This window comes from Streptomyces sp. NBC_00669 (assembly GCF_036226785.1).
Classification (GTDB): domain Bacteria; phylum Actinomycetota; class Actinomycetes; order Streptomycetales; family Streptomycetaceae; genus Actinacidiphila.
This window is the reverse complement of record NZ_CP109018.1, coordinates 8,502,591-8,523,049: the sequence shown is the minus strand read 5'-3', so window position 1 is coordinate 8,523,049 and position 20,459 is coordinate 8,502,591. Positions and strand designations below refer to the sequence as shown.

General features: G+C 72.9%; 16 protein-coding genes. 7 read left to right on the top strand and 9 right to left on the bottom strand.

Features of this window, described 5'->3' with window-relative positions:
• Positions 1 to 366: 366 nt before the first annotated feature.
• Together OG896_RS35965 and OG896_RS35960 are read left to right on the top strand one after the other, a co-directional pair.
• On the top strand, positions 367 to 1,092 hold the full coding sequence (locus OG896_RS35965) for a peptidase E (protein WP_329372135.1): 726 nt from the start codon (positions 367 to 369) through the stop codon (positions 1,090 to 1,092).
• Between the two features lie 451 nt (positions 1,093 to 1,543).
• The gene (locus OG896_RS35960) at positions 1,544 to 2,080 is read left to right on the top strand and encodes a phosphoribosyltransferase (protein WP_329372133.1); all 537 of its coding nucleotides are present in this window, start codon (positions 1,544 to 1,546) and stop codon (positions 2,078 to 2,080) included.
• An 87-nt stretch (positions 2,081 to 2,167) separates the two neighbouring features.
• Here OG896_RS35960 and OG896_RS35955 read toward each other — a convergent pair whose 3' ends face one another.
• The 3 genes from OG896_RS35955 to OG896_RS35945 are packed head-to-tail and all read right to left on the bottom strand — an operon-like array spanning position 2,168 to position 4,761.
• Complete coding sequence (locus OG896_RS35955) at positions 2,168 to 3,247, bottom strand: cell wall protein (protein ID WP_329372131.1); 1,080 nt, start codon at positions 3,245 to 3,247, stop codon at positions 2,168 to 2,170.
• Complete coding sequence (locus OG896_RS35950; protein ID WP_329372129.1) at positions 3,244 to 4,314, bottom strand: ABC transporter ATP-binding protein; 1,071 nt, start codon at positions 4,312 to 4,314, stop codon at positions 3,244 to 3,246. The genes OG896_RS35955 and OG896_RS35950 overlap by 4 nt, the downstream gene beginning before the upstream one ends.
• 9 nt (positions 4,315 to 4,323) lie before the next feature.
• Positions 4,324 to 4,761 carry a GntR family transcriptional regulator gene (locus tag OG896_RS35945; RefSeq protein ID WP_328460936.1) on the bottom strand — a complete coding sequence of 146 codons (438 nt, stop codon included), beginning with the start codon at positions 4,759 to 4,761 and terminating at the stop codon, positions 4,324 to 4,326.
• Between the two features lie 332 nt (positions 4,762 to 5,093).
• Between OG896_RS35945 and OG896_RS35940 the strand changes: the two genes are divergently transcribed.
• Complete coding sequence (locus tag OG896_RS35940) at positions 5,094 to 6,752, top strand: ArnT family glycosyltransferase (RefSeq protein ID WP_329372126.1); 1,659 nt, start codon at positions 5,094 to 5,096, stop codon at positions 6,750 to 6,752.
• 225 nt (positions 6,753 to 6,977) lie between these two features.
• On the opposite strand, the gene OG896_RS35935 is transcribed toward OG896_RS35940, so the two are convergent.
• The 3 genes from OG896_RS35935 to OG896_RS35925 form a co-directional block, all read right to left on the bottom strand.
• Complete coding sequence (locus OG896_RS35935; protein WP_329372125.1) at positions 6,978 to 8,864, bottom strand: hypothetical protein; 1,887 nt, start codon at positions 8,862 to 8,864, stop codon at positions 6,978 to 6,980.
• Positions 8,865 to 9,299: 435 nt separating this feature from the next.
• Positions 9,300 to 12,443, bottom strand: a complete 3,144-nt coding sequence (locus OG896_RS35930) for a GH92 family glycosyl hydrolase (protein ID WP_329372123.1) — start codon at positions 12,441 to 12,443, stop codon at positions 9,300 to 9,302.
• 516 nt (positions 12,444 to 12,959) lie between these two features.
• A complete protein-coding gene (locus tag OG896_RS35925) occupies positions 12,960 to 13,613 on the bottom strand; it encodes a TetR/AcrR family transcriptional regulator (RefSeq protein WP_329372121.1) in 654 nt (217 codons plus the stop codon).
• A 207-nt stretch (positions 13,614 to 13,820) separates the two neighbouring features.
• On the opposite strand from OG896_RS35925, the gene OG896_RS35920 reads away from it, so the two are divergent.
• Positions 13,821 to 14,783 (top strand): alpha/beta hydrolase, encoded by a 963-nt coding sequence (locus OG896_RS35920; protein ID WP_329372119.1) that lies wholly within the window; start codon positions 13,821 to 13,823, stop codon positions 14,781 to 14,783.
• Positions 14,784 to 14,906: 123 nt separating this feature from the next.
• Here the strand turns inward: OG896_RS35920 and OG896_RS35915 are convergent, their stop codons facing one another.
• Entirely contained in the window at positions 14,907 to 15,461 is a 555-nt protein-coding gene (locus OG896_RS35915) for an ArsR/SmtB family transcription factor (protein ID WP_329372117.1), read from the bottom strand.
• 57 nt (positions 15,462 to 15,518) lie between these two features.
• On the opposite strand from OG896_RS35915, the gene OG896_RS35910 reads away from it, so the two are divergent.
• The 3 genes from OG896_RS35910 (at position 15,519) to OG896_RS35900 (ending at position 19,135) form a co-directional block, all read left to right on the top strand.
• The gene (locus OG896_RS35910; protein ID WP_329372115.1) at positions 15,519 to 16,424 is read left to right on the top strand and encodes a S41 family peptidase; all 906 of its coding nucleotides are present in this window, start codon (positions 15,519 to 15,521) and stop codon (positions 16,422 to 16,424) included.
• Positions 16,425 to 16,444: 20 nt separating this feature from the next.
• Positions 16,445 to 16,582, top strand: coding sequence for a hypothetical protein (locus OG896_RS35905; protein ID WP_329372113.1), 138 nt, complete (start codon positions 16,445 to 16,447; stop codon positions 16,580 to 16,582).
• A gap of 309 nt (positions 16,583 to 16,891) precedes the next feature.
• On the top strand, positions 16,892 to 19,135 hold the full coding sequence (locus OG896_RS35900) for a SpoIIE family protein phosphatase (protein ID WP_329372111.1): 2,244 nt from the start codon (positions 16,892 to 16,894) through the stop codon (positions 19,133 to 19,135).
• 30 nt (positions 19,136 to 19,165) lie between these two features.
• On the opposite strand, the gene OG896_RS35895 is transcribed toward OG896_RS35900, so the two are convergent.
• Together OG896_RS35895 and OG896_RS35890 are read right to left on the bottom strand one after the other, a co-directional pair.
• Entirely contained in the window at positions 19,166 to 19,486 is a 321-nt protein-coding gene (locus OG896_RS35895) for a DUF6191 domain-containing protein (RefSeq protein WP_328460962.1), read from the bottom strand.
• 143 nt (positions 19,487 to 19,629) lie between these two features.
• Positions 19,630 to 20,403 (bottom strand): SMI1/KNR4 family protein, encoded by a 774-nt coding sequence (locus OG896_RS35890; RefSeq protein ID WP_329372108.1) that lies wholly within the window; start codon positions 20,401 to 20,403, stop codon positions 19,630 to 19,632.
• Positions 20,404 to 20,459 lie beyond the last annotated feature (56 nt).

The window sequence follows — 20,459 nt, the reverse complement described above, 5'->3', positions numbered from 1 at the left end:
GTGGGGGGTGTGCGCGGGCGGCACGAGACGACCGCGGAACCCCGGACCGTCCGTCGGGTCCGCGCCTGGCACCGTGTCAGCGGTCCGCCCACACACGGGAGAGCGCTCTCCCGCACCGGGAAGTGAACAGCCGGCACGCCGGGGGCGTCAAGGGCGGTCCGCGTCAAAACTTGCTCTGTACGGTGGGGAGGTGGGGGTTCCGGTTCGGCACTCGGCCGGCCGTGGTCCGCCGGCAGCGTCCGCCTCGGTCCGGGTCCGGGTCCGGGTCCGGGTCTCGTGCCACGGCCCGGCTGCCGTCGCTCCGCCGCGGTCCGGGTCCGCCGGCGCCGGACCGTCCCGGTATCCGCACGTCCGAGGAGGCAACTCGTGTCCACCACTCCCCCGGCGCGCCAAGTCGCCCTGCTCGGCGGGGGTTTCTCCGCCGGCGACGACGGGTTGATCGACGACTGGCTGCTCGGGCACGCGCGGGTCCCGCGCCCCCGGGTCTGCTTCGTGCCCACCGCCAGCGGCGACGCCGAGGGATACGTCGCCCGGTTCCGTGCCGCGTTCGAGCCGCGCGGGGACTGCGAGGCGACCGTACTGTCCCTGTTCCGGCGGGAGTTGGACGACCAGGCGCTGCGTGCGTTCGTGCTCGCGCAGGACGTCGTCTACGTCGGCGGCGGCAACACCGCGAACCTGCTGGCGGTATGGCGCGTGCACGGCCTGGACCGGCTGCTGCGCGAGGCGTACGACCTCGGGACCCTGATGTGCGGGGTCAGCGCGGGCGCCAACTGCTGGGCCCTGGGCTCCCACACCGACTCCTTCGGCCCGCTCACCTTCCTGCCCGACGGGTTGGGCCTGCTGCCCGGCTCCGTCTGCCCGCACTACGGCACCGAGGCCGGGCGCCGCGAGTCCTACCGCGCCTTCGTGGCCTCCGGTGCCCTGCCCCCGGGTTGGGCGGTCGACGACGGCGCCGCGGCCCTGTTCACCGACGGCCACCTCACCGAAGCGGTCACCCGCGTCCCCGCCGCCCGCCTGTACCGCGTCGAGCCGGACGGCCGGGGCGGGACGACCGAGCGGGCCCTGCCGTGCGCCGCGCTGCCGTCGGGCTGAGCGGCACCCGGGGGCGGGAGGACCGTTGTCCGTCGCCCGGAGCACGGTGATGGACGACCCGGGGGGACGAGGCCCTGCTCTTGCCGGCGCTGGGCCGGCATCGTGGCGGCGGGGCCCGGCGTCGCGCCCTCGGCCGCGTTCGCGGCGCCGGACGCCCCGGCCGCACCTCGGGAACGCGAGGCACCGCTCGCCTGGTTGGCCGCATCGGCACCGGGGGCCGCTGGACGCCTTGCGGAAGGCCGGCCCGGATCGCGGTCGCCGGACGTGGTGGGGGACGGCGCGGCCCCCGCGGACCTGCGGCGCCGTCGACGTCTGCGACGCGCCGGCGTGCGGGCCGACGCCTGGCAGCGTGAACTCGACCGTCCGGGACGGGTGTTGACACGGCAGACGGACCCGGCCGGCGGCGATATCGGATTGCCGCGGGTCGGCGCGGACCGCGACACTGCGGCGTGTGACCGTACTTGCCCGTGATCTGGTGCTCGAACACTTCCGGTGGGACCAAGGGCACGCCGACGTGTGGGCGGTCTTCCGGGACGCGGAGGCCATGGCGGCGGTGGTCGCCGGGCTCGTCGCGCCGTTCCGGGACGCGCGGGTCACCGCGGTCTGCGGGATCGAGTCGCGCGGGTTCCTCCTCGGCGGCGCCGCGGCCGTCGCGCTGGGCGCCGGGTTCGTGCCGATCCGCAAGTCGGGCAGCCTGTTCCCCGGGGACAAGGTCGTGCGGCGCACACCGCCCGACTACCGTCGCCGCCGGCACACCCTGCGGATGCAGCGGGGCTCGCTCGGGGTGGGCGACCGGGTCGTCCTGGTCGACGACTGGATCGAGACCGGCAGCCAGGCCGCGACCGCCCGCGCCATGGCCGAGGAGTGCGGCGCCGGTTGGCTGGGATGCAGCGTCGTCGTGGACCAACTCGCCGAGGAGCGCAGGGCGCTGCTCGGTCCCGTCCACGCCCTTCTCACCGCACGCGAACTCCCCGCACCCGCGGGGTGAATGGCCGGGCGCGTCGCACGACGCGGGCCGCGCCGCCCGGCAGGCGGCGGTGCCAGGCGGCCGGCGGTGCCCGGCGGAGCGCACTGCTCAACGTGCGGTGATGCGGGGGACGTACCAGAGGCAGAAGGCGGCCAGGGCGGCGCACACCGCGAGGCAGATCCCGGTCTCGATCAGCTGGAGCGGAAGGAACTGGTTCATCTTGAAGGCACTGCTGTAGTGCCCGACGATGTGGTGCTGCCGCATGCATGCGGGCACGTCGCGGACCCTGGCACTGGTGCATGGATCGTGGCTGGTGAGCGTGCCGTCGGCCCGGACGTATCCGAGGCCCTGGTACCAGGCGTCACGCGGGGAGTTCGGGAAGTCGAGGCCGAGGCCGCGGCTGCGGCGGACGGACGGGGTCAGCAGGTGCGGGCGCAGCTTCTCCAGCCCGAGCAGGGCGGCCTCGCTGAGCCCGGCGCCGGCCGCGACCGCGGGCAGGGTACGGCGCAGCAGCACGCCGGTGACCGCGCCGATCATCAGGGCGAGCAGGATGTGGGCGACGCCGACCGGGCCGGTCCAGGCGAAGAAGTCCCAGCCGTTCCACCAGATGGTCGCGCGCCAGGCGGAGCGGTCGGGGCCGGTGCCGCTGTGGCCGCGCCAGCTGGAGTACCACCACCAGGTGACCGGCACGGTCAGCACGGCGGCGGCCGCGGTGGTGATCAGCGCTGCCGTGCCGAGCCTGACCGCGACCCATTCGCGGCGGCCGATGGACTGCGTCCAGGCCAGACGGTGGGTTCCGGACTCCAGGTCCTGCGCGAACAGCGGTCCGCCGAGCAGCGCACCGACCGCGAGCGGCAGGTAGCGCAGCACGGACGGCGACCGGTCGAAGACCATGTGCACGACGCTCGGGATGGCCGGCGGAGCCGCGTCGTCGTTGCCGGGGTCGCACCGCTGGGGTGAGGTTCGGCAGATGTCGGCGTAGTGGTGCACGCCGGAGACGAGTTGGTGGTGTTCCCACACCGACCACAGCGCGCCGAGGACGGCGAACGCGACCATCGTGCGGTAGACCGCCCGGTGCTTCCGCCAGGCCAGCCAGGCGGGGCCGGCGAGGCGGGGCAGCGGGAACGGCAGCCGGGCCGGGCGCTCCTCGGGCGGCGGCCAGGACACGTAGCGGGCGAGGGCGCTCATCGGTCGGGGTCCGTGTGGTCCTGGTGGTGGTGCGCGCGTATCTCGTCGGCCGGGCGGGTCGGCGGCACGTCGGCGGGCGCGAGCAGGGGCGGGGCCTGCGGGTTGCGCAGGTAGGCCAGCAGGATCTCCTCCAGGCTGGGCGGTTCGGCGCTCACGGCGGGGTCGAGGGAGGTCGGCAGCTGGATCATCGCGGTGAGCTGCCGGCCGGTGGTGCGCGCTTCCACGACGGTGTGGCCGAGCAGCGCGTCCGGCAGCGGGGCGGCCGGGTCGGGGCGGGCGGCGCCGCGCCGGTGGTGGGAGCGCGGATCGGCGCCTGCCCGGACGCCGGACGGCTCGTGGCCGTCGAGGGTGTGGGTGACCAGGGTGTGCGCGGCCTGGACGAACTCCACGTCGTCGGCGACCAGCATCCGGCCGTGTGCGAGCAGGAGTACGTAGTCGCAGACGAGGTCCAGCTCGGCGAGGATGTGCGAGGACATCACCACGGTGGTGCCGTGTTCGGCGGCGGTGGTCATCAGCGCGGCCATCATGGCGTGCCGGCGCAGCGGGTCGAGGTCGGCCATCGGCTCGTCGAGCAGCAGCAGGTCGGGGCGTTTGCCGAGGGTGAGGGCGAGCGCGACGCAGGTGCGCTGGCCGCCGGAGAGGTGGCCGACCTTGGCATCCAGCGGCACGTCGGCGTCGGCCACGACGCTCCGCGCGCCGGCGTCGTCCCACCGCGGGTTCATCTCCCGGCCGTAGCGCAGCGTCTCGGCGACGGTGAACGCGGAGTGCAGCGGCCGGTCCTGGAGCAGCAGGCCGACGCGGGGCAGGACGGCGCCGGCGCCGGGCCGGTGGCCGAGCACCCGCAAGGTGCCCTCGGTCGGGGCGCGCAGTCCGGCGGCGACCGCGAGCAGGGAGCTCTTGCCGTCTCCGTTGGGCCCGACCAGGCCGGCCACCCGGCCGGCCGGGACCCGGAAGTCGCAGTGGCGCAGCGCCCATTCGGCGCGGTTGCGGATGCCGAGGCCGCTCGCCTCCAGCGCGGGTGCCTCGGTGCCGGTGCGCGGGACACCGGCCGAGGGGTGGTCGGTCATCGGTCCTCGCTAGCCGTGCGGGTGGGCGTCGTACGTCCCTGTTCCGGGCACGCGGGTGTCGGCGGCGCGCGGGAAGGACTCGTCGAGAGCGGAGGTCAGCAGTGCGGCGACGTCCTCGCGGCCGAGGTCGGCGGCGCGGGCGGCGGCCATCCAGGCCCGCAGGCCCTCGTGCAGCGGGGAGTCGGCGGCGGAGCCGGGCTGGGCGAGCGACTTGCGGACGAACGTCCCCACGCCCTGGCGGGCCTCGACCAGCCCCTGGCGCTCCAGTTCGCGGTACGCCTTGAGCACGGTGTTCGGGTTGATCGCGGTGGCGGCCACCACCTCGGCCGCTGAGGGGAGCTTGTCGCCGGGCGCCAACTGGCCGAGCCGCAGGGCCTGTTCGGTCTGCCGCACGATCTGCTGGTAGGCGGCGACGCCGCTTCGCCGTTCGATACGGTAGGTGACCACGGGCGCACTATATCACTAGTGGACCGGTGGACCTAGACCCGCGTCGCACTCGGCACTCCACTCCTTCCGACCGCCCACCCTCGGCGCCATGCGGCGCCGCGCAGACCGCCACATGACGCCCCTGAGAGTCGCCACACCCTGCTGAGCTGCGGCGTTCAGCCCTCGTTTGACAGCCCGCCGAAATCCCGCGCATCATCCAGTCCACTAGTTAACTAGTGGACCGATGCGTTGGGTCGACATCCCGAGCGTGGTGACTGTGCGTCAGTGGATGACGGATGTCCGCGCCGGGCCGGAGCCGGTCCAGGGTCCAGGTCCGGGAGAGGGGCGAAGGTATGGCGACCGTGGCGAACGGCAGGGTGGCACGGGGCAGGCCGGTGGCGGTGCTCGCCGTGACGGCCGGCACGGTCGCGCCACCCGGCCCGCGTCCTGCGCCCGCGCCCGAGCGGCCCTCCCGCCGTACCGGTCCCGGCACCGGCTCGCGCTCCGACCCGCGCGCGAGCCGGCCGCGGCTCCACCACCCGGTCACCCAGGCCGCGATCCTGCTCGCGCTCTCCCTCGCGGTGCGCGCGCCCTCCTTCCGGCGCCCGTTCTGGAGCCCGGACGAGGGCTATCTCGGCACCGAAGCGGTCGCCCTGCACCACGGCGGGCGGATGTACGCCGACGTGGTGGACCGCAAACCGCCCCTGGTGCCCTGGCTGTACGAAGCGTGCTTCGCCCTGACCGGGCCCGGCACGCTGTGGCTGGTGCGGGTGTGCGCGGTGCTGGCCCTTACGGTCACCGCGGTGTTCGTCGCGCGGCTGGCAGCGGTCGCGTGGGGCCGGTCGGCGGCGCTGCCGGCCGGCGTGCTGACCGTCGCCCTGTCGGCGGCGCTGCCGCCGCCCGACGCGATGGCGGCGACCTTCGAGATCTTCATGCTCCCGGCGACCGCGGCCGCGATGTACTACGGCGCGCGGCACCGCTTCCTCGCCGCCGGCCTCGCCCTGGCCGTCGCCACCCTCACCAAGCAGGTCGGCCTCGCCCCGCTCCTGCCGCTGGCCGTGATGGTGCTCACCTCACCGCGGCGGCGCCGGCTGCGGCACGGCGCGGCCCTGGCGGCGGGCCTGCTGCTGCCGATCGCCGGCTGCGCGCTCCTGCTGGGCGTACGCCCCTTCGTGTTCTGGATCTTCCTCTCCTCCGGGTCCTACGCCGACTCGCCGCAGAGCGTGGCCGCGATGTGCGGGCACGCGGCCGGCATCCTGCTGCGGCTCGCCGTCGTCCTCGCCGGCTGCGCGCCCCTCCTGCCCCGCCTGCTGCCCCGCCTCCGCGCCCGCCGCCAACTCAGCTCGTTCGACGGCGTGTTGCTGCTGTGGCTGCTCGCCTCCGCGGCCGGCGTCAGCGCGGGATTCCGTTTCTACGGCCACTACTTCCTGCAACTGGTGCCCCCGCTCGCGCTGCTGGCGGTGCGTGCGGCGAGCGCGACGCCCCGCCACCCGCGGTCAGCGCCCTTCCAACGGGGCGCCGTGGCGGCCTGGTTCGGCCGGTCCCGCGCCACCGCCTTCGCGGTCGCGTGCGCGGTGGCGGTCTGCGCGGCCTTCACCGCCGGCGCGCTGCGAGGTCAGCCGCCGGAGCTGGGCAAGTCGCTCGCGGTGGCCTCGGCGGTGGACGGCTACAGCAAGCCCGGGCAGCGCGTCTTCCTGTGGGGCATGCACCCGGAGGTGTACTGGCTCGCCGGCCGGCCCGCGGGCAGCCGCTACCTCACCGCCGGGCTGCTCACCAACTTCAGCGGCGGCGCGGACGTCCACCGCGTGGGCGCCCGCTACGCCGTCCCGGGCGCATGGGCCGGCCTCCGCCGCGAACTGGCCGCCGCTCCCCCGTGCTTGGTGGTCGACGACTCCGCCGGCACCCCGTACCCGCTGGCGGACTACCCGCCGCTCGCGCGTCTGGTGGACCGCGACTACGTGCCGGTCGCCGTCGTCCAGGGAGCGCGGATCTACCGCCGGGCGGGCTGCTGACCGCGGCGCCGCAGGCCGTACGCCGGGGCGCCGTACTCCGGGGGCCGTACGCCGGGGGGCCGTACGCCGGTGGCATGGACGCGGCCCCGGAGGCCCTCGCCTACGTGGGCGGGGGCGTCCGGGGCCGCGCTCGGTGCGGGTGGTGCGGTCATGCGGTTGGTGCGGGTCATGCAGCTCGTCCGGGTCGTTCACCCGGCGCGAGTGGTGCGGTCCGCAGGTGCGGATCTACGGGAAACTCACGACGTTGCTGGGCGTCGTGTTGGAGGCGGTGACCGCTCCGGTGTCGTTGATGACGTGGCTGATGGTGCCCACGCCGCCCAGCGAGACGGTCAGCGCGTCGTGGAACTTCACGCCCGGGGTGTTGGGGACCTCGAAGGCGTGGTAGTTGTTCACGGCGGGGTTGACGTTGAAGTAGCAGTAGCTGCCCAGGCCCCACGCCTCGTGGGAGGTGACGTTGTCCGCCACCTTGTAGGCCGCGTAGCCGTTGACGCCCGACGAACTCATCCAGGACGCCTGGTCCGGCGGGTCGTAGGGGTTCTCGTTCTGGAAGAAGATGGTCTTGCCGCCCTGGCCGTTCCACACCACCTCGTACTTCTGGTAGTGCTCCACGAACAGGCCGTCGGCGAGCACGTTGTTGCCGTTGACGGTCAGCCCGTTGTCCGCGGTGTTGGTGTTCCAGCCGACGGTGCCCGCGTTGCCGTGGTCGGCGCGCCAGGCCCAGATGTGGTCGATGATGGTGTTGTTGCTGTTGACGACGAGACTGTCGGTCGCCTTGCCGGCGTTCTCACCGCCGATCCGGAAGAAGACGTCCTGGATGGTGGTGGGGTCGGCCGAGTGGTCCGCGGAGGAGCCGGACGGCCCGACGGTGAGCAGCGCCTGCGAGTTGGTGGTGCCCGCGTCGAAGAGCAGCCCCTTGATCCGGACTCCGTCGACGTCGGCGACCTGCATCGCGTTGACGCCGTTGTCCGGGACGAAGGTCGGGTAGCCCACGCCCAGGATGGTGGTGTCCGCGCGCGTCACGTTGAGCGTCTGGTTCAGGTGGTACACACCCGGGGTGACGAACAGGTTGCAGCCCTCGGCGAGCGCGTTGTTGATGGTGGCCGCGGTGTCGCCGGCCTTCACCACGTAGAACTGGCTCATCGGCAGCGAGGTGCCGGGCGTGCTGCCGTTCGCCCAGCTCGCGCCGGAGGAGTTCGTCTCCAGGCTCGGCTCGAACACCCGGTAGTTGCCCGAGCCGTCGACGTACAGGTACGGCACGTCGCGCGAGACCGGGGTGGTGGCGAGGGTGGTCTCCGGGGGGTTGGGGAAGGTGTTGCCCGGAGCTCCGCTGACGCCGGAGAAGACCATGTTCCACACGCCGCCGTCCCAGCTTCCGAGGTTGCTGTTGCGGGTGTACCACTGCTGCTGCGACACCGACGACGCCTGGCCGCTGACCTTGGTGTCGGCGATGAAGCCACCGCTGGCGTAGCCGTAACTGGCCGGGTAGAGCGCCAGGTTGCCGTGCACGTCGATCCGGCGGAACGGCGCGGCCTGGGCGACCGCCCAACGGTCGGTGCCGCTGGAGGGGTTGATCGCCAGGTTCTCCGCGCTGCGCCAGAAGTTCTGCGTGGCGTTGCCGGCGTCGGAGGCGTTGAAGGCGTCCACGGTGACGTCGCCGTTGATGGTGACGTCGTCCGGGTTCTGGCCGAGTCCGGCCACGGACGTGTAGAAGCCGACGTTGTCCTCGACGCTGTAGCTGCCGGGTTTGAACAGGTCGGCCACCCGGTTCTCGCTGAACTGGGCGGTCTGGGTGTCCTTCATCTGGTTGAACTGGGTGTCGAGTTGGGACTGGATCGCGGCGTCGCCCATCGACGGGTCGAAGACGTGCACGTTCGGCCCGAAGTCGGGGGTGTCGGACTGCGCCGGGCAGTCCGCCGCGTCGGCCGCGGGTCGGGCGGCCGTGTCGACGTGGCCGGCGGACTCCGCCGCCGAGGCGGCGCCGGCCGTTCCGGTCAAGCCCGTCAGTGCGGCGAGCAGCAAGGTGGCGGCACCGAGTACGGCGTAGCCGCGCCGGCGGGGGGTCCTGTGACGCCACCGGGCCGCGGTGCGGGCCTTGATGGATGGTCTGCGCATGGGGGGTCCTTTCACCCGGGTTCATGAAGTGAACGCTCGGGTCAGCGCGGATAGTGGGGGTTGATCGCGCTTGTATCCGTTATTTCATAGCCTCAATTCGCGACCGATCCTTCGATTTATCATGCAGAGAACGCTCTCAATCTACGGATCGGGGGTCTAGCGGCTCGTTAGGCAGTCTCAGCCGACCCCGGCCCAGCGTCAAGGAGTTGGCGCCCGGCCCGCACACAGTGGTCACACCACACACACCGAACCCACACGGCGCACCCGCCGCGACGCGGGGGCCGAAGAACTGACCATCCGTCACACATGAGGCTGCCGACCGGCCTTGGGGCCGATCGGCAGCCTCTCGGGAACACCGGCACGCGCACGCGCCGGCGCCCAGCGGTTCACCGCGTCAACGCGCCGCCGGATCAGCGGCGTCACCGCGTCAGCGGGTCAGTTGTCGTCCGGGCAGAGGTGCAGCGCCAGGACGTTGTCGCCGGTGACCGAGACGTGCACCCGGCCGATGGTGCCGGTGTCACCGCTGTTGGCGAGGCGGAAGTCGGTGCCCGCGTTCTCGCCGTTGTGGAAGGCCGCGTCGTCCACCGTGAACGTGGCGGTCTTCCAGGTGTCGGTGCCGGTCTTGGCCACCGGCGCCGTCGACTTGTACGCGTTTCCGGTCGCGTCGTACTGCAGGCTCCAGCTCCCGGTGCCGTGGTCGTAGTAGTCGATGGTCACCGTGGCGTGGTAACTGCCGCCCGGAACCGTGGTGTTGTCCACATCGAAGTACTCGAACGGGGAACCGTCGGTGGTGGAGCGGCCGGAGCGGCCGCCGACCGTGACCGGCGTGGTGTGGCCGTCGCCGTTGTCGCGCAGCCGCAGCCCGCACTCGGTGTCGGTGGCGCCGAGGGTGTCGCAGGAGGTCGCGGCACCGTCGGCGGCCGGCACGGTGATCACGGACGCGCCGCCGGGCAGGGACTGACCGCTCGCGGTGGTGAAGGAGACCTTCACCGGGTGGTAGCCGGACGGGGTGCCGTCGGCGACCGCGATGGAGACCGGCACCTTCGCGCTCGCGGCGCGGGTCAGGTCGAGCGTGCCCGACGACGGGGTGACGCTCACCCCGGCCACGTCGGAGGCGGCACTCCAGTGCACCTTGCCGGCGTGGCCGGCCAGTTCGGAGACGCCGACCGTGCCCGGCAGCGAGGTGCCGCCCGGGGCGACCTGCGTCCCGGTCGGGGTCAGGTAGCCGACCGCCGGGACCTCGTAGTCCCGGTACGACGGCGGGGCCGCCTGCGCGCCCGTGGCCCAGTGGGTGTCGGGCCGGGTGGACAGGCTCACGTCGAGCGCGCCGCCGCGGGTGGCGAACGACGCGGGCAGCGCGGTGGCGGCGAAGGTACGGCCGTCCAGCCGCATCCCGGTGACGTAGGGGGCGTTGTCGGCGGCCTTCGGCGCGTCGATGGTGATCTTGTGACCGGTGCCGAGGCTGATCACGGCCCGCTTGACCAGCGGGCTGTTCAGCGCCAGCGTCGGGGTGCCAGGGGTGGCGGGCATCATGCCGAGCGCCGCCCACACGTACTCCGAGGACAGCGCGCCGTTGTCGTCGTTGCCGGGCAGCCCGTCGGGCGCGGTGGTGAACAGCTCGGTCTCGAACCGCCGGGCCACCTCCTGCGTCTTCCACGGCTGGCCGACGTAGTCGTACATCCACGGCGCGGTGGTGTCGATCTCGTTGCCCGCCCAGTCGTACGGCGCGTTGCCGCCCGCGTTGAGCTGGGAGAAGAAGTCGTCCAGGCGCGGGATCACCTTGTCCTTGCCGCCCATCGCGGCGACCAGTCCGGCGATGTCCTGCTGAACCGACCAGTTGTACTGCGCCGCGTTGCCCTCGTCGTAGCCGTCCTGCCCGAACGCGCCGGCCGGCGGGGTCTGGAAGCCGGGGCCGGCCGGGAAGGAGCCGTTGTCGTCACGCGGGCGCAGGTAGCCGGTGGCGGGGTCGTAGATGTTCTGCCAGTTGTTGCCGCGCTTGGCGTACTCCGCCTGGGTCCGGTGATCGCCGACGGAGGCGGCGAGTTGGGAGATCGCGAAGTCGTCGGTGGCCCACTCCAGGGTCTCCGAGGCGCCCTGCAGGCCGTGATCGCCTTGCGAGGTGGCGTCGTTGGGCGCGTAGCCGAGCTTGACGTAGTCCTCGATGCCGGGCCGTTCCACCCAGCCCCAGCCGACCTTCTGCGAGGTCGTCGCCGCCTTCTTCATGATCGGCAGGGCGTCCTTGACGTCGACGCCCTTCGCACCGAAGGCGACGTACTGGGCGAACAGCGGCACGCCGTTGTCGCCGTTCATCACGTTGCCGGTCATGTTCTGCGACGGCCACTTCGGCCACCAGCCGCCCTGCTGCTGGGCGTCGCGCAGCAGCGAGTTGGCCATGTCGCCGGCCTTGTCCGGGTAGAGCATCGTCTGCAGCGGGGCCAGCGAGCGGTAGATGTCCCAGTCGGAGAACGTCGCGTACTGGGTGTGGCCCTTCGGCACGGTGTGGATCGCGTCGTCGAAGCCGATGTAGCGGCCGTCGACGTCGTTGAAGACGCTCGGCGACTGGAACGAGCGGTACAACGACGTGTAGAACGTGGTCAGTTCGTCCTTGCTCGCCCCTCCCACGTCCACCTTGCGCATCAGGTTCCGCCAGGCCGCGCGGGTGTCGGCCTGCACGTGCGCCACGTTCCACCCCGGGATCTCCGCGGCCGAGTTCTTGGCCGCGCCCGCCGTGCTGACGTAGGACATGCCGACCTTCGCCGTCACGCTGCGGCTCGCGGAGGTGTCGAACGTCAGGTACGCGCCCGAGCCCGAGCCCGACGCACTCGACGCGCCGGGCGTGACGCTGCCGCCCTGCCAGGTGCCGTGTGCGGTGAACGGCCGGTCGAAGGTGATGTCGAAGTACATCGTGTACTTGCTGTTGTTGCACAGACCGTGTGGCGTGGTCGTGCCCGACAGCTCGTGGTCGTTCACCACCTGCACGTCCGCGGACAGGTCACCGCCCAGGCTGGTACCGGACTTGACCAGCACCTGCGCCTGACTGCCCGCCGGATAGTCGAACTTGGCGATGCCGGTGCGGGTGGTCGCGCCGAGGTTCACCTGCACGCCGGAGTCGGCGAGCTTCACCGCGTACGAGCCGGGCACGGCCTGCTCGTCGTCGTGCGAGAAGTGCTCGGTGCGCCCGGCCGGGTCCGCGCCGACCGCGCCGGTCACCGGCAGGATCGGGATGTCGCCGAAGGACGAGCAGCCGCCCGAGAAGTGGTCGAGGCTGAAGCCCCGGATCGCCTTGTCGTCGTAGTTGTACCCGGTGCCGCCGGAGGTGGTGTCCGGACTGAACTGCATCATGCCGAACGGGGCGGTCACACCCGGGAAGGTGTTCTCCCAGTCGGCCCCCTTCTGCGTGCCGATCAACGGATCGACGTATGAGGTCGGGTCGGACACCAGCGCGGTGTGCGAGCCCGCGCCGCCGAACCCGCCGGGGGACGCGGCCGCCGCGAGCGCCTGCGGCGCCGCCGCCACGCACGCCGTCAGCGCCAGCGCCAGGACCCCGAATCTGGTCCGTCTTCTGCTTCGTCGATACACAGTGAACCTTCCCCTGCCGTAAAATAACTCGCTTGACATCGTTGTCATCTGCGCCGTCGGCAGTCTGGTCCGGCAGTGATCGGGCGTCAAGGAGTTGAACGCGGGGGGTTGGCGGGGGTGCCGCTGCGCGGGGTGTGCGGAGGGGCGGGGCGCGGGGCGAATGGCGGGGCGTATGGCGGGGCGGGCGTGGGGGGTTGGTGTACGGGGGCGGCCGGGCGAAGTGTGGGACCGTACGACCGGGCGCGGTGGAGCCGAGACGAGGAGTCGGACCGTACGATCGGGCGGGCCGCGGCCGAGACGAGGAGTCGGACCGTACGACCGGGCGGACCGGTACCGGGCCGGGAGCACGGCCTCGCGGGACCGGACCGGGAGGGTGGCCACCTACGGCGGCGCGGAGAACGGCCGGCCCATGGACGACGGACGGCCGAAAGCGCGGCGGGCGCAGGGCAGTTGCGCGGCCCGGACGGCGACGGGGCGGAACGCGGTGCCACTCGCAGCCGCTCGTGATCCGGACCGTCAGGAGATCCGGGCCTCGATGTGGGCGAGTTGGGCGGCGAGGATCTCTTCGAACGCGGCGCGGCGGTCCACTCCCAAGGGGCGGACGTCGCGGGCGAAGTGGGCCAGAGCGGGGAAGCGCTCGGGGGCCGCGCCGAGCACCGCGACGCGGAAGAGTTCCATGCCCTGTTCGTACTCCGCGGGGGTGATGGTGCTGATACCGGCCTCGGAGGCGATCAGTGCGGCGAGGAGGATCGCGACGCGGTGGTAGCGCGCCGGGATCTCCTCGTCGGGCAGGCCGGACGCGCGCAGAGCCTGTAGCAGTTCCTCCATGACCAACCGGGACCCGGTGCCGCTGGACGCGTAGCGCCCCCAGATCGCGGCGAGTTGGGGCTGCTCGCCGAAGGCGTCGCGCAGGCGCAGGGCGAGGGTGGTGATGCGCTGCTTCCAGTCGCCCTCGGGGCGGTAGTCGTCCATGGCGGCCAGGAGAATCCGGTCGGCGACCGCGCGCAGCAGTTCGGTCTTGTTGCGGAAGTGCCGGTAGAGGCTGGAGGAGTCGGTTCCGAGCGCTGCGGCGAGCTTGCGCACGCTGAACGACTCGGCGTCGCTCGTACGCAGCACCTCCGCCGCCGTGTCCAGGATCTCCTCGGTCGACCATCGCCGTCGGCCCGTCATCGCGCCCCTCTCGTCCAAGCCGAGCATAACCTATGCACTTGTTGATGCACGCACTGCGTGCATAATGAGGACAACGGTCAGCCCGCCCGATGGCGACGCACGGCCGTACGGGCGGGGCACGGCCCGACGCCGCAGCGCACGGCCCGACGACGCACCGCCCGACCACAACGACGGACCCGGCATCCGCCGGGAGGGGGAGCAGGAGACATGAGCGAGATCAGCAGCGCGAATCGGCCGCCGGAGCCGGACTTCTCGGCGATCACGACCGAGGAACTGATCGCCTACCGCGAGGCGGAGAACCGTTTCCGGGCCTCCGGCGCGGCGCGGGCGTTCACCGGGGAGCCGGACCCCGGCGCCTCGATCGCCTGGCAGGAGGTCGCGCTGCCCGGCCGCGACCTGCCGGTCCGGGTCTACCGGCCGGCGTCGACGGGAGACGGGGAGGCCGCCGCCCGGGCCGAACTGCCCCTCGTGGTCCACGTGCACGGCGGCAGCTTCGTGGGCACGGCGGTGCAGTGCGACTGGACCAACAGCCACCTCGCCGCGGCGCTGCCCGCGCTGGTCGTCTCGGTCGAGCATCGCCTCATCGCCCCGGACAGTCCGCTCGCGAACGCCGCCGACGACGGCTGGGACGTGCTGCGGCATGTGGTGCGGAACGCCGCGCGGTGGGGCGTCGATCCGGCGCGCGCGGCCGTGTTCGGCGAGAGCTGCGGCGCCCTGATCTGCGCGCTGGCCGCGATCCGGGCGCGGGAGGCCGGCATCGACCTCCAGGCGCAGGTGCTGGTCAACCCCGCGGTCGACGTGACCGGGACGATGTACGACTACCCCTCGATCGCCGAGTACGCGTACACCCCGTCCCGCGCGCTGCCCCAACTGCGGTTCTTCCAGCAGCTCGCCGTCCCACCGGGGAGCGACGCCCGCGCGCTCTCACCGCTGTACGCCGACGACCTGAGCGGGCTGGCCCCGGCGCTCGTGGTGGTACCCACCCAGGACGCGGCCGCCGATCAGGGCCGCCGCTACGCCGAGCGCTTGCGCGAGGCAGGGACGCCCGTGCGGCTGTCCGAATACCCGGCAGCGAAGCACGCGTTCCTCACCCTGCCCGGGTTGGAGCCACAGGCCCAGGCCGCCCGGACGGAGATCCTCGCCTTCCTCCGCACGGCCCTGGCGACCTGACGAGCCTGCCCCGCACCCCCACTTCGCGCCGGCCACCAGGTCGGCGGTCCGCCCCACCGCCTGGGGCCTGTTCCGGAAATCGGTGACGTGGCCGGTCCGCCGTCCGGGGAAGTGGCGCACTTTTCACAACACGCCCGAGGCGGAACCGTCCGCGGCTGTCGGCTGGGCGTGCTGGTAGAGCGTCACCAGCGCGCCGAACACGGGCTGGTCCTCCGCGTCTTCCTCGGCCTCGTCGACCAGCCGGGAGAGGGTCTCGCCGAGTTCCTTCGCCTTCGCGGGGCTGAGCCGCAGGTGACGCAGCGTCAGACAGGTCTCGTCCGGCGAGCGCTCCAGCTCCTGGGCGACCGCGGCCAGCATCGCGGCGGTGCCTGCCGCGCGGGGCTCGGCGACGACCATACGGCGGGCCGTGCGCTGGTAGTACTGCTCGGTGCCGCCGCGGACCTGGCGGGTCTCGGCGACGTGCACCAGCCCGGCGTCACGGAGCACCTTGAGGTGGTGGGCCACGTTGCCCTTCTTCGCGTCGAGCCGCACCGCGAGCTGGCTGATGGTGGCGGGACGGTGGCCCAGGGCGAAGAGCAGCCGCTGGCGCAACGGGTGGGCGAGCGCCGCGAACTGCTCGGGCGAGCCGATCTCCTGGACGTCCTCAGGGGGCGGCGGATAGGAAGGCTGGTCACGCATACCGAAAGTGTCTAACGCTCTTGACGCTTTCGCAAGGGCGGTGCTCTACTCCCTGCCATGACGACTCCGACACTGTTCCGGCCTGCCCCTGTCATCGACGAGACCGTCGAGCTCCTGATCGAGCACTACGTCTTCCCCGAGGTGTCCGAGCAGCTCACGGTCCTGCTGCGGCAGCGCCTCGCCGAGGGCGCCTATGACGTCGGCGGCGCCGAGGAGCTTGCTCGGCTGGTCACCGCGGACCTGCAGTCCGTCAACGGCGACCGGCATCTGAGGCTGAAGTACCACGCCGATTCGGTGCCCGCGGGGCAGGGGGCGGCCGCCCTGGCGGCCATGCGCCGGGACTTCGACAGCTCGCTGGGCGGTGCGCCTCGGGTGGAGTCGCTCTCCGAAGGGGTGGCCGTGGTGGAGCTGGCACCGATGCTGTTTCCGCTGGAGTGGGCCGCGGAACCGCTGAGTGCGGCGCTCACGCTGGCGTCCCGCTCCCGGGCGCTGATCGTGGATCTTCGCGCCAACCTGGGGGGCGACCCGAACACCGTCGCCTTCGTCTGCGGCTACCTGTTGGACGAGCGCACCCATCTCAACACCATGTACTGGCGTGACGGCGAACGCTACGAGCAGTCCTGGAGCGCGGCGCACGTTCCCGGTGCGCGCTTCGGCGGCAGCAAGCCGCTGTACGTGCTGACCAGCGACCGCACCTTCTCCGGTGCCGAGGAGCTGACGTACGACCTCCAGCAGCTCGGCCGCGCCGTCGTCGTCGGCGAGCGAACCGGCGGCGGGGCGCACCCGCGTGAGGGGTGGACGGTGCACCCGCACCTGGAAGCCACGATCCCGGTGGGCCGCGCGGTCAATCCGGTCTCCGGCACGAACTGGGAGGGCACCGGTATACAGCCCGATGTCCCCTGCGCCGCTGCCGACGCCCTCGACCGCGCCCACGCGCTGGCCCTCACCCGGCTGACCGGCTGACCGGCGCACCGCAGCTGTGGGTGGCGGCGGCGCGTTTCGGCCACCCGGCGGACCCGTCGGACACCGGCTTCGGGCACTCCGACCAACAGGCCGCCGCCTTCCGCACGCCGGACGGCGACCTCCTGCCGGCGTACCAGGTCGCCGCCCACGCCCGGTGACCGGCGGACGCGGTGCCCCGGTGTGACGGTGACCTGCGGCCGGGGCGACGTCGGGACCGGGGCGACGTCGAGGTCGGGGCGTCGTCGAGGTCGGGGCGTCGTCGGGGTCGGGTGGTCCAGTTCGGCACCGACGAGAGCGCCCACGCCCATGGCACGCCGACCGGGCCCGCCTCCCGATCCTCCGTGAGCCGGCCGCGGGCCCCGCCACTCCCCCGTCGGACGACAGGAAAGTTGCCCGCCCGGTACCCATCATGAAGGTCATGGGTTCGGCGACGTGCGCGCTCTTGCGCGGATCAACGGGAGGTCGCGATGGGGCAGGCGACGGAACCGCTGTTCACCGCTGATGACGCGGGCCGTGTCAGCGCGTGGAGCGAGGCCGCGGAGTTGTTGTTCGGCCGCTCGGCGGACGCGGTGCTGGGGGGCCGCGTGGTGGAGGCGGTCCGCGGCACGGACACCGCGCTGTGCGCCGTGCCGCGGCCCGACGGCGAGGGCGGCGGCTGGGCGGTGTACCCCTCCGACCCGGCCGAGGCGGACGTGGAGGGCCCGCTGGTGCGCGCGCTCTTCTCGGTGTCGCAGTTGGGCCTGCTCGTCCTCGACCGCGATCTGCGGCTGATCCGGGTCAGCACGGCGGCACGGGCCATGCACGGCAGCGCGCCGGCGGACCTTCTCGGGCGCCGTCTGGAGGACGTCTACCGCCTGGAGAGCCCGGTCGAGGACATGGCTGCCGCCCATGGGGTGCTGGAAACCGGGGAGCCGGTCTTCTCCCGGCTGGTCACGGTCCTGACCGTGCACGGGCTGCGGCAGTACTACTCCGTTTCCGCGTTCCGGCTGTGCCGACCGGGCGGCGAAGTGGTCGGGCTGGCCATGACGCTCCTCGACGTCACCCGCCGCGAGCGGGACCGTGAGCGGGCGATGACCGTCTCCCGGGTCCGTGAACGGGTCGGGCGTTCCCTGGACCTGATGCAGACCTGCCAGGACCTCGCCGACGCGCTGAGCCCGGGTTTCGCCGATCTCGCGGTGGTGTCGGTGACGGAACAGCTGGCCGGCGGCGACTACCCGCCGCTCCAGCCGGTCGATCCCGAGAAGCTGCTGCTGCGGCGCGCGGCCATCCGCACCACCGGGCCTCCCGACCCGGACGAGGGCGTCAGCGCGGTGGAGACCGTGGATCGCGAGTCGTCGTTCACCAAGGCCCTGACGAGGACGCGGCCCCTGCTGCTGCGGTCGGACCGCGACGGCCTCCTGGCGGACGACCCGCACCGGCAGGAGGCGCTGCGGAGGGCCGAGGCGCACAGCGCGATCGTGGCCTCCCTGACCGTCAGGGGAAGGGTGCTGGGGCTGCTGCGCGTATTCCGCTGCGGTGGCTCCGCGCGCTACACCACGGCCGACCTGCGGGCAGTGGAGTCCGCTGTCGCCCACGCGGCCCTGTGCCTGGACAACGCGCGCCGCGTCGCCCATGACCGGGCCCTTGCCTCCACGGTCCGCCAGAGGCTGCTCTCCCGCGTCCCCGGTGCGCAACTGGGCATCGACACCGCGTTCGTCGCGCTCTCCCCGACCGCTCACAGCGGCGCGTGGTTCGATGTCATCCCCCTGTCCGGCGCGCGATGCGGGCTGGTCGTCGGAGAGGTGGGCGGCACGGGAATGGCGAGTGTCACCGCCATGGGGCACCTGCGCACCGCCCTGCGTGTGCTGGCCGGACTGGAGCTCCAACCGGACGAACTCCTCGCCCGGCTCAGCGACACCGTCACCCAGCTGGCCCTGGAGCGCACCGCCGCCTCCGCCTCGGACGGCCCGCCTCTGACCGCGGCGTGTGTCTACGCCCTCTACGACCCGATCGCCCGCACCTGCACCGTCGCCTGCGCCGGACAGCCCGCACCACGGCTGATCAGGCCGGACGGTCGGATCGACCGGATCGACGCACCGGTGGGCCCCCGGCTGGGTGCCCCGGACACCGAGCCCTTCGCCATGGCCACCGCACCCCTCGACGACGACTGCACCCTCATTCTGGCCAGCGACGACCTGGACCCGGCTCTCAGCACGGAGATCATCAGCCAGGTGCTGCCGGTCTACGACACGGCACAGGGCCTGGCCGACGGCATCTTCACCAGGCTGGCGGCGCACCCCGTCCACAAGGGCATCGCGCTGCTGGCCCGCGCCCGTCCGCTCCCGGCCCGCCGCACCTCCTCCTGGGCGCTGCCGTCGGAGGACCGTGCCGCGAACCGCGCCCGCCACCTCACCCGGCAGTGGCTCACCGAGTACCACCACCCGCTCGACCCCGACGACCTCGACTCGGCCGAACTCCTGGTCAGCGAACTGGTGACCAACGCCGTGCGCTACGGCACGCCACCCGTGACGCTCCGCCTCATCCTCGACCGCTCCCTCACCGTCGAAGTCAGCGACTCCGGCGCCACCGCCCCCAGCCTGCGCCACGCACGCGTGACCGACGAGGGCGGTCGGGGCCTGTTCATCGTCTCGTGCCTCACCGAGAAGTGGGGCACCCGCCAGTCCTCGGCAGGCAAGACGATCTGGGCCGAACAGCACTGGCCCACCGGCTGACCGGTATCCGTACGGGCAGGAGCCGGGGCGTCAGCTCGGGTCGGGGCGCGGGGTCATCCGGATCACCGCGGTGCCGTGGTCCAGGTCGACCTTCGAGCGCGGCGGCGCGCCGTCGCCCTCCTCGTCCCGGAGCATCAACGAGGACTTCCGCTCGTCGAGTTCGTTCTGCTTGCCGGGTGAGAAGGTGGCGTGCAGCTGCTCGAAGCCGGTCGCCGTGATCTGGCCCTGCCGGCCACCGCGCCAGGGCAGCACCCCGGCCCGGCCGGCGCGCAGCATCAGCTGGTCGACGAACGCCACCGCCGTCAGCAGGATGACCAGCCCCGGCAGCGTCATGAAGACGACGAAATCCATCGGGCCCCTCCCTCGTTTCCGCGTGTCCCCGCACTCTTACCCGACAAGCGTCGAACGCGGAAGCGCCCGGTCACGTTCCCGGTGTGCGGCGGCGCGCGAAGGGCCAGCGCCCGGGGGCGCCGAGGGCCCTGGCCCGGGGGCGGTCAGTCGTCGAGCCAGTCGCCGAACTGCGCCTCGCGGATCGGGTCGAGTGCTTCGGGGGTGCGGCCCCTGACGCAGACGAACGCGTCGTCGACCTCGCGTATCAGGACGTCGGTCCCGGCGAACCAGCGGCTGCCGGGTCCGAACGGCTGGAGCGGGTCGCACAACGCCGCCACCTCCGGCGCGAGCCCCTCCCCGTCGGTGTCCAGGAAGTCCGTGGGGGCGTCCGGGTCCATCAGCGCCTCGGCCATGACGATCTCGACGCAGGCCGCGGCCAGACTCGGCATCCACGGCTCCCAGCGCTCCTGGGACTTGTCCGCGAGGTCGGGCCGGGCGACGGTGCGGGGGTCGTCGCGCACCGCGTCATCACGCGGCGCGTCCTCCCCCACGGCGTCCTCTCCCACGGCGTCGGCACGCTCGTCGAAGTCGGCCAGAGGTATGCCCCAGTGGGCGCAGCCCTGGTTCTCCTCCCGGTAGACGAGCGCGCCGTCCCACACGTACAGCTCGTCGGGTGGCAGCAGCCGGTCCTGGTTGCTCGTCAGGTCGTCGCGCCGGCCGAACAGTTGGTACGCCTCGCGGAGCGCGGCCGGCAGCGTCAGGCCGAGGCGCCGCTCGGCGGCGTCGACGACCGCGGGGTCCCATCCGTCGCCCGCGCCCAGCGGCCGGCCCCAGTACGCGGCGAAGCCGGTGATGAACAACCAGGCGAGCGCGCGGTCGCGCGGCGCGGCGAGCATCGCGGGCAGCGCGGAACGGATGTCGAACGGCTCGAACTTCATACCCGCCATCGTAGGAGCGACCACTGACAGTGACCGTTCGCGCGGACGAGCGCGGG

Bases quoted from the DNA above. Each gene is read 5' to 3' on its own strand.
- OG896_RS35955 (WP_329372131.1), bottom strand. From the start codon at position 3,247: ATGAGCGCCCTCGCCCGCTACGTGTCCTGGCCGCCGCCCGAGGAGCGC.
- OG896_RS35950 (WP_329372129.1), bottom strand. From the start codon at position 4,314: ATGACCGACCACCCCTCGGCCGGTGTCCCGCGCACCGGCACCGAGGCA.
- OG896_RS35940 (WP_329372126.1), top strand. From the start codon at position 5,094: ATGGCGACCGTGGCGAACGGCAGGGTGGCACGGGGCAGGCCGGTGGCG.
- OG896_RS35935 (WP_329372125.1), bottom strand. From the start codon at position 8,864: ATGCGCAGACCATCCATCAAGGCCCGCACCGCGGCCCGGTGGCGTCAC.
- OG896_RS35925 (WP_329372121.1), bottom strand. From the start codon at position 13,613: ATGACGGGCCGACGGCGATGGTCGACCGAGGAGATCCTGGACACGGCG.
- OG896_RS35920 (WP_329372119.1), top strand. From the start codon at position 13,821: ATGAGCGAGATCAGCAGCGCGAATCGGCCGCCGGAGCCGGACTTCTCG.
- OG896_RS35915 (WP_329372117.1), bottom strand. From the start codon at position 15,461: ATGCGTGACCAGCCTTCCTATCCGCCGCCCCCTGAGGACGTCCAGGAG.
- OG896_RS35910 (WP_329372115.1), top strand. From the start codon at position 15,519: ATGACGACTCCGACACTGTTCCGGCCTGCCCCTGTCATCGACGAGACC.
- OG896_RS35900 (WP_329372111.1), top strand. From the start codon at position 16,892: ATGGGGCAGGCGACGGAACCGCTGTTCACCGCTGATGACGCGGGCCGT.
- OG896_RS35895 (WP_328460962.1), bottom strand. From the start codon at position 19,486: ATGGATTTCGTCGTCTTCATGACGCTGCCGGGGCTGGTCATCCTGCTG.
- OG896_RS35890 (WP_329372108.1), bottom strand. From the start codon at position 20,403: ATGAAGTTCGAGCCGTTCGACATCCGTTCCGCGCTGCCCGCGATGCTC.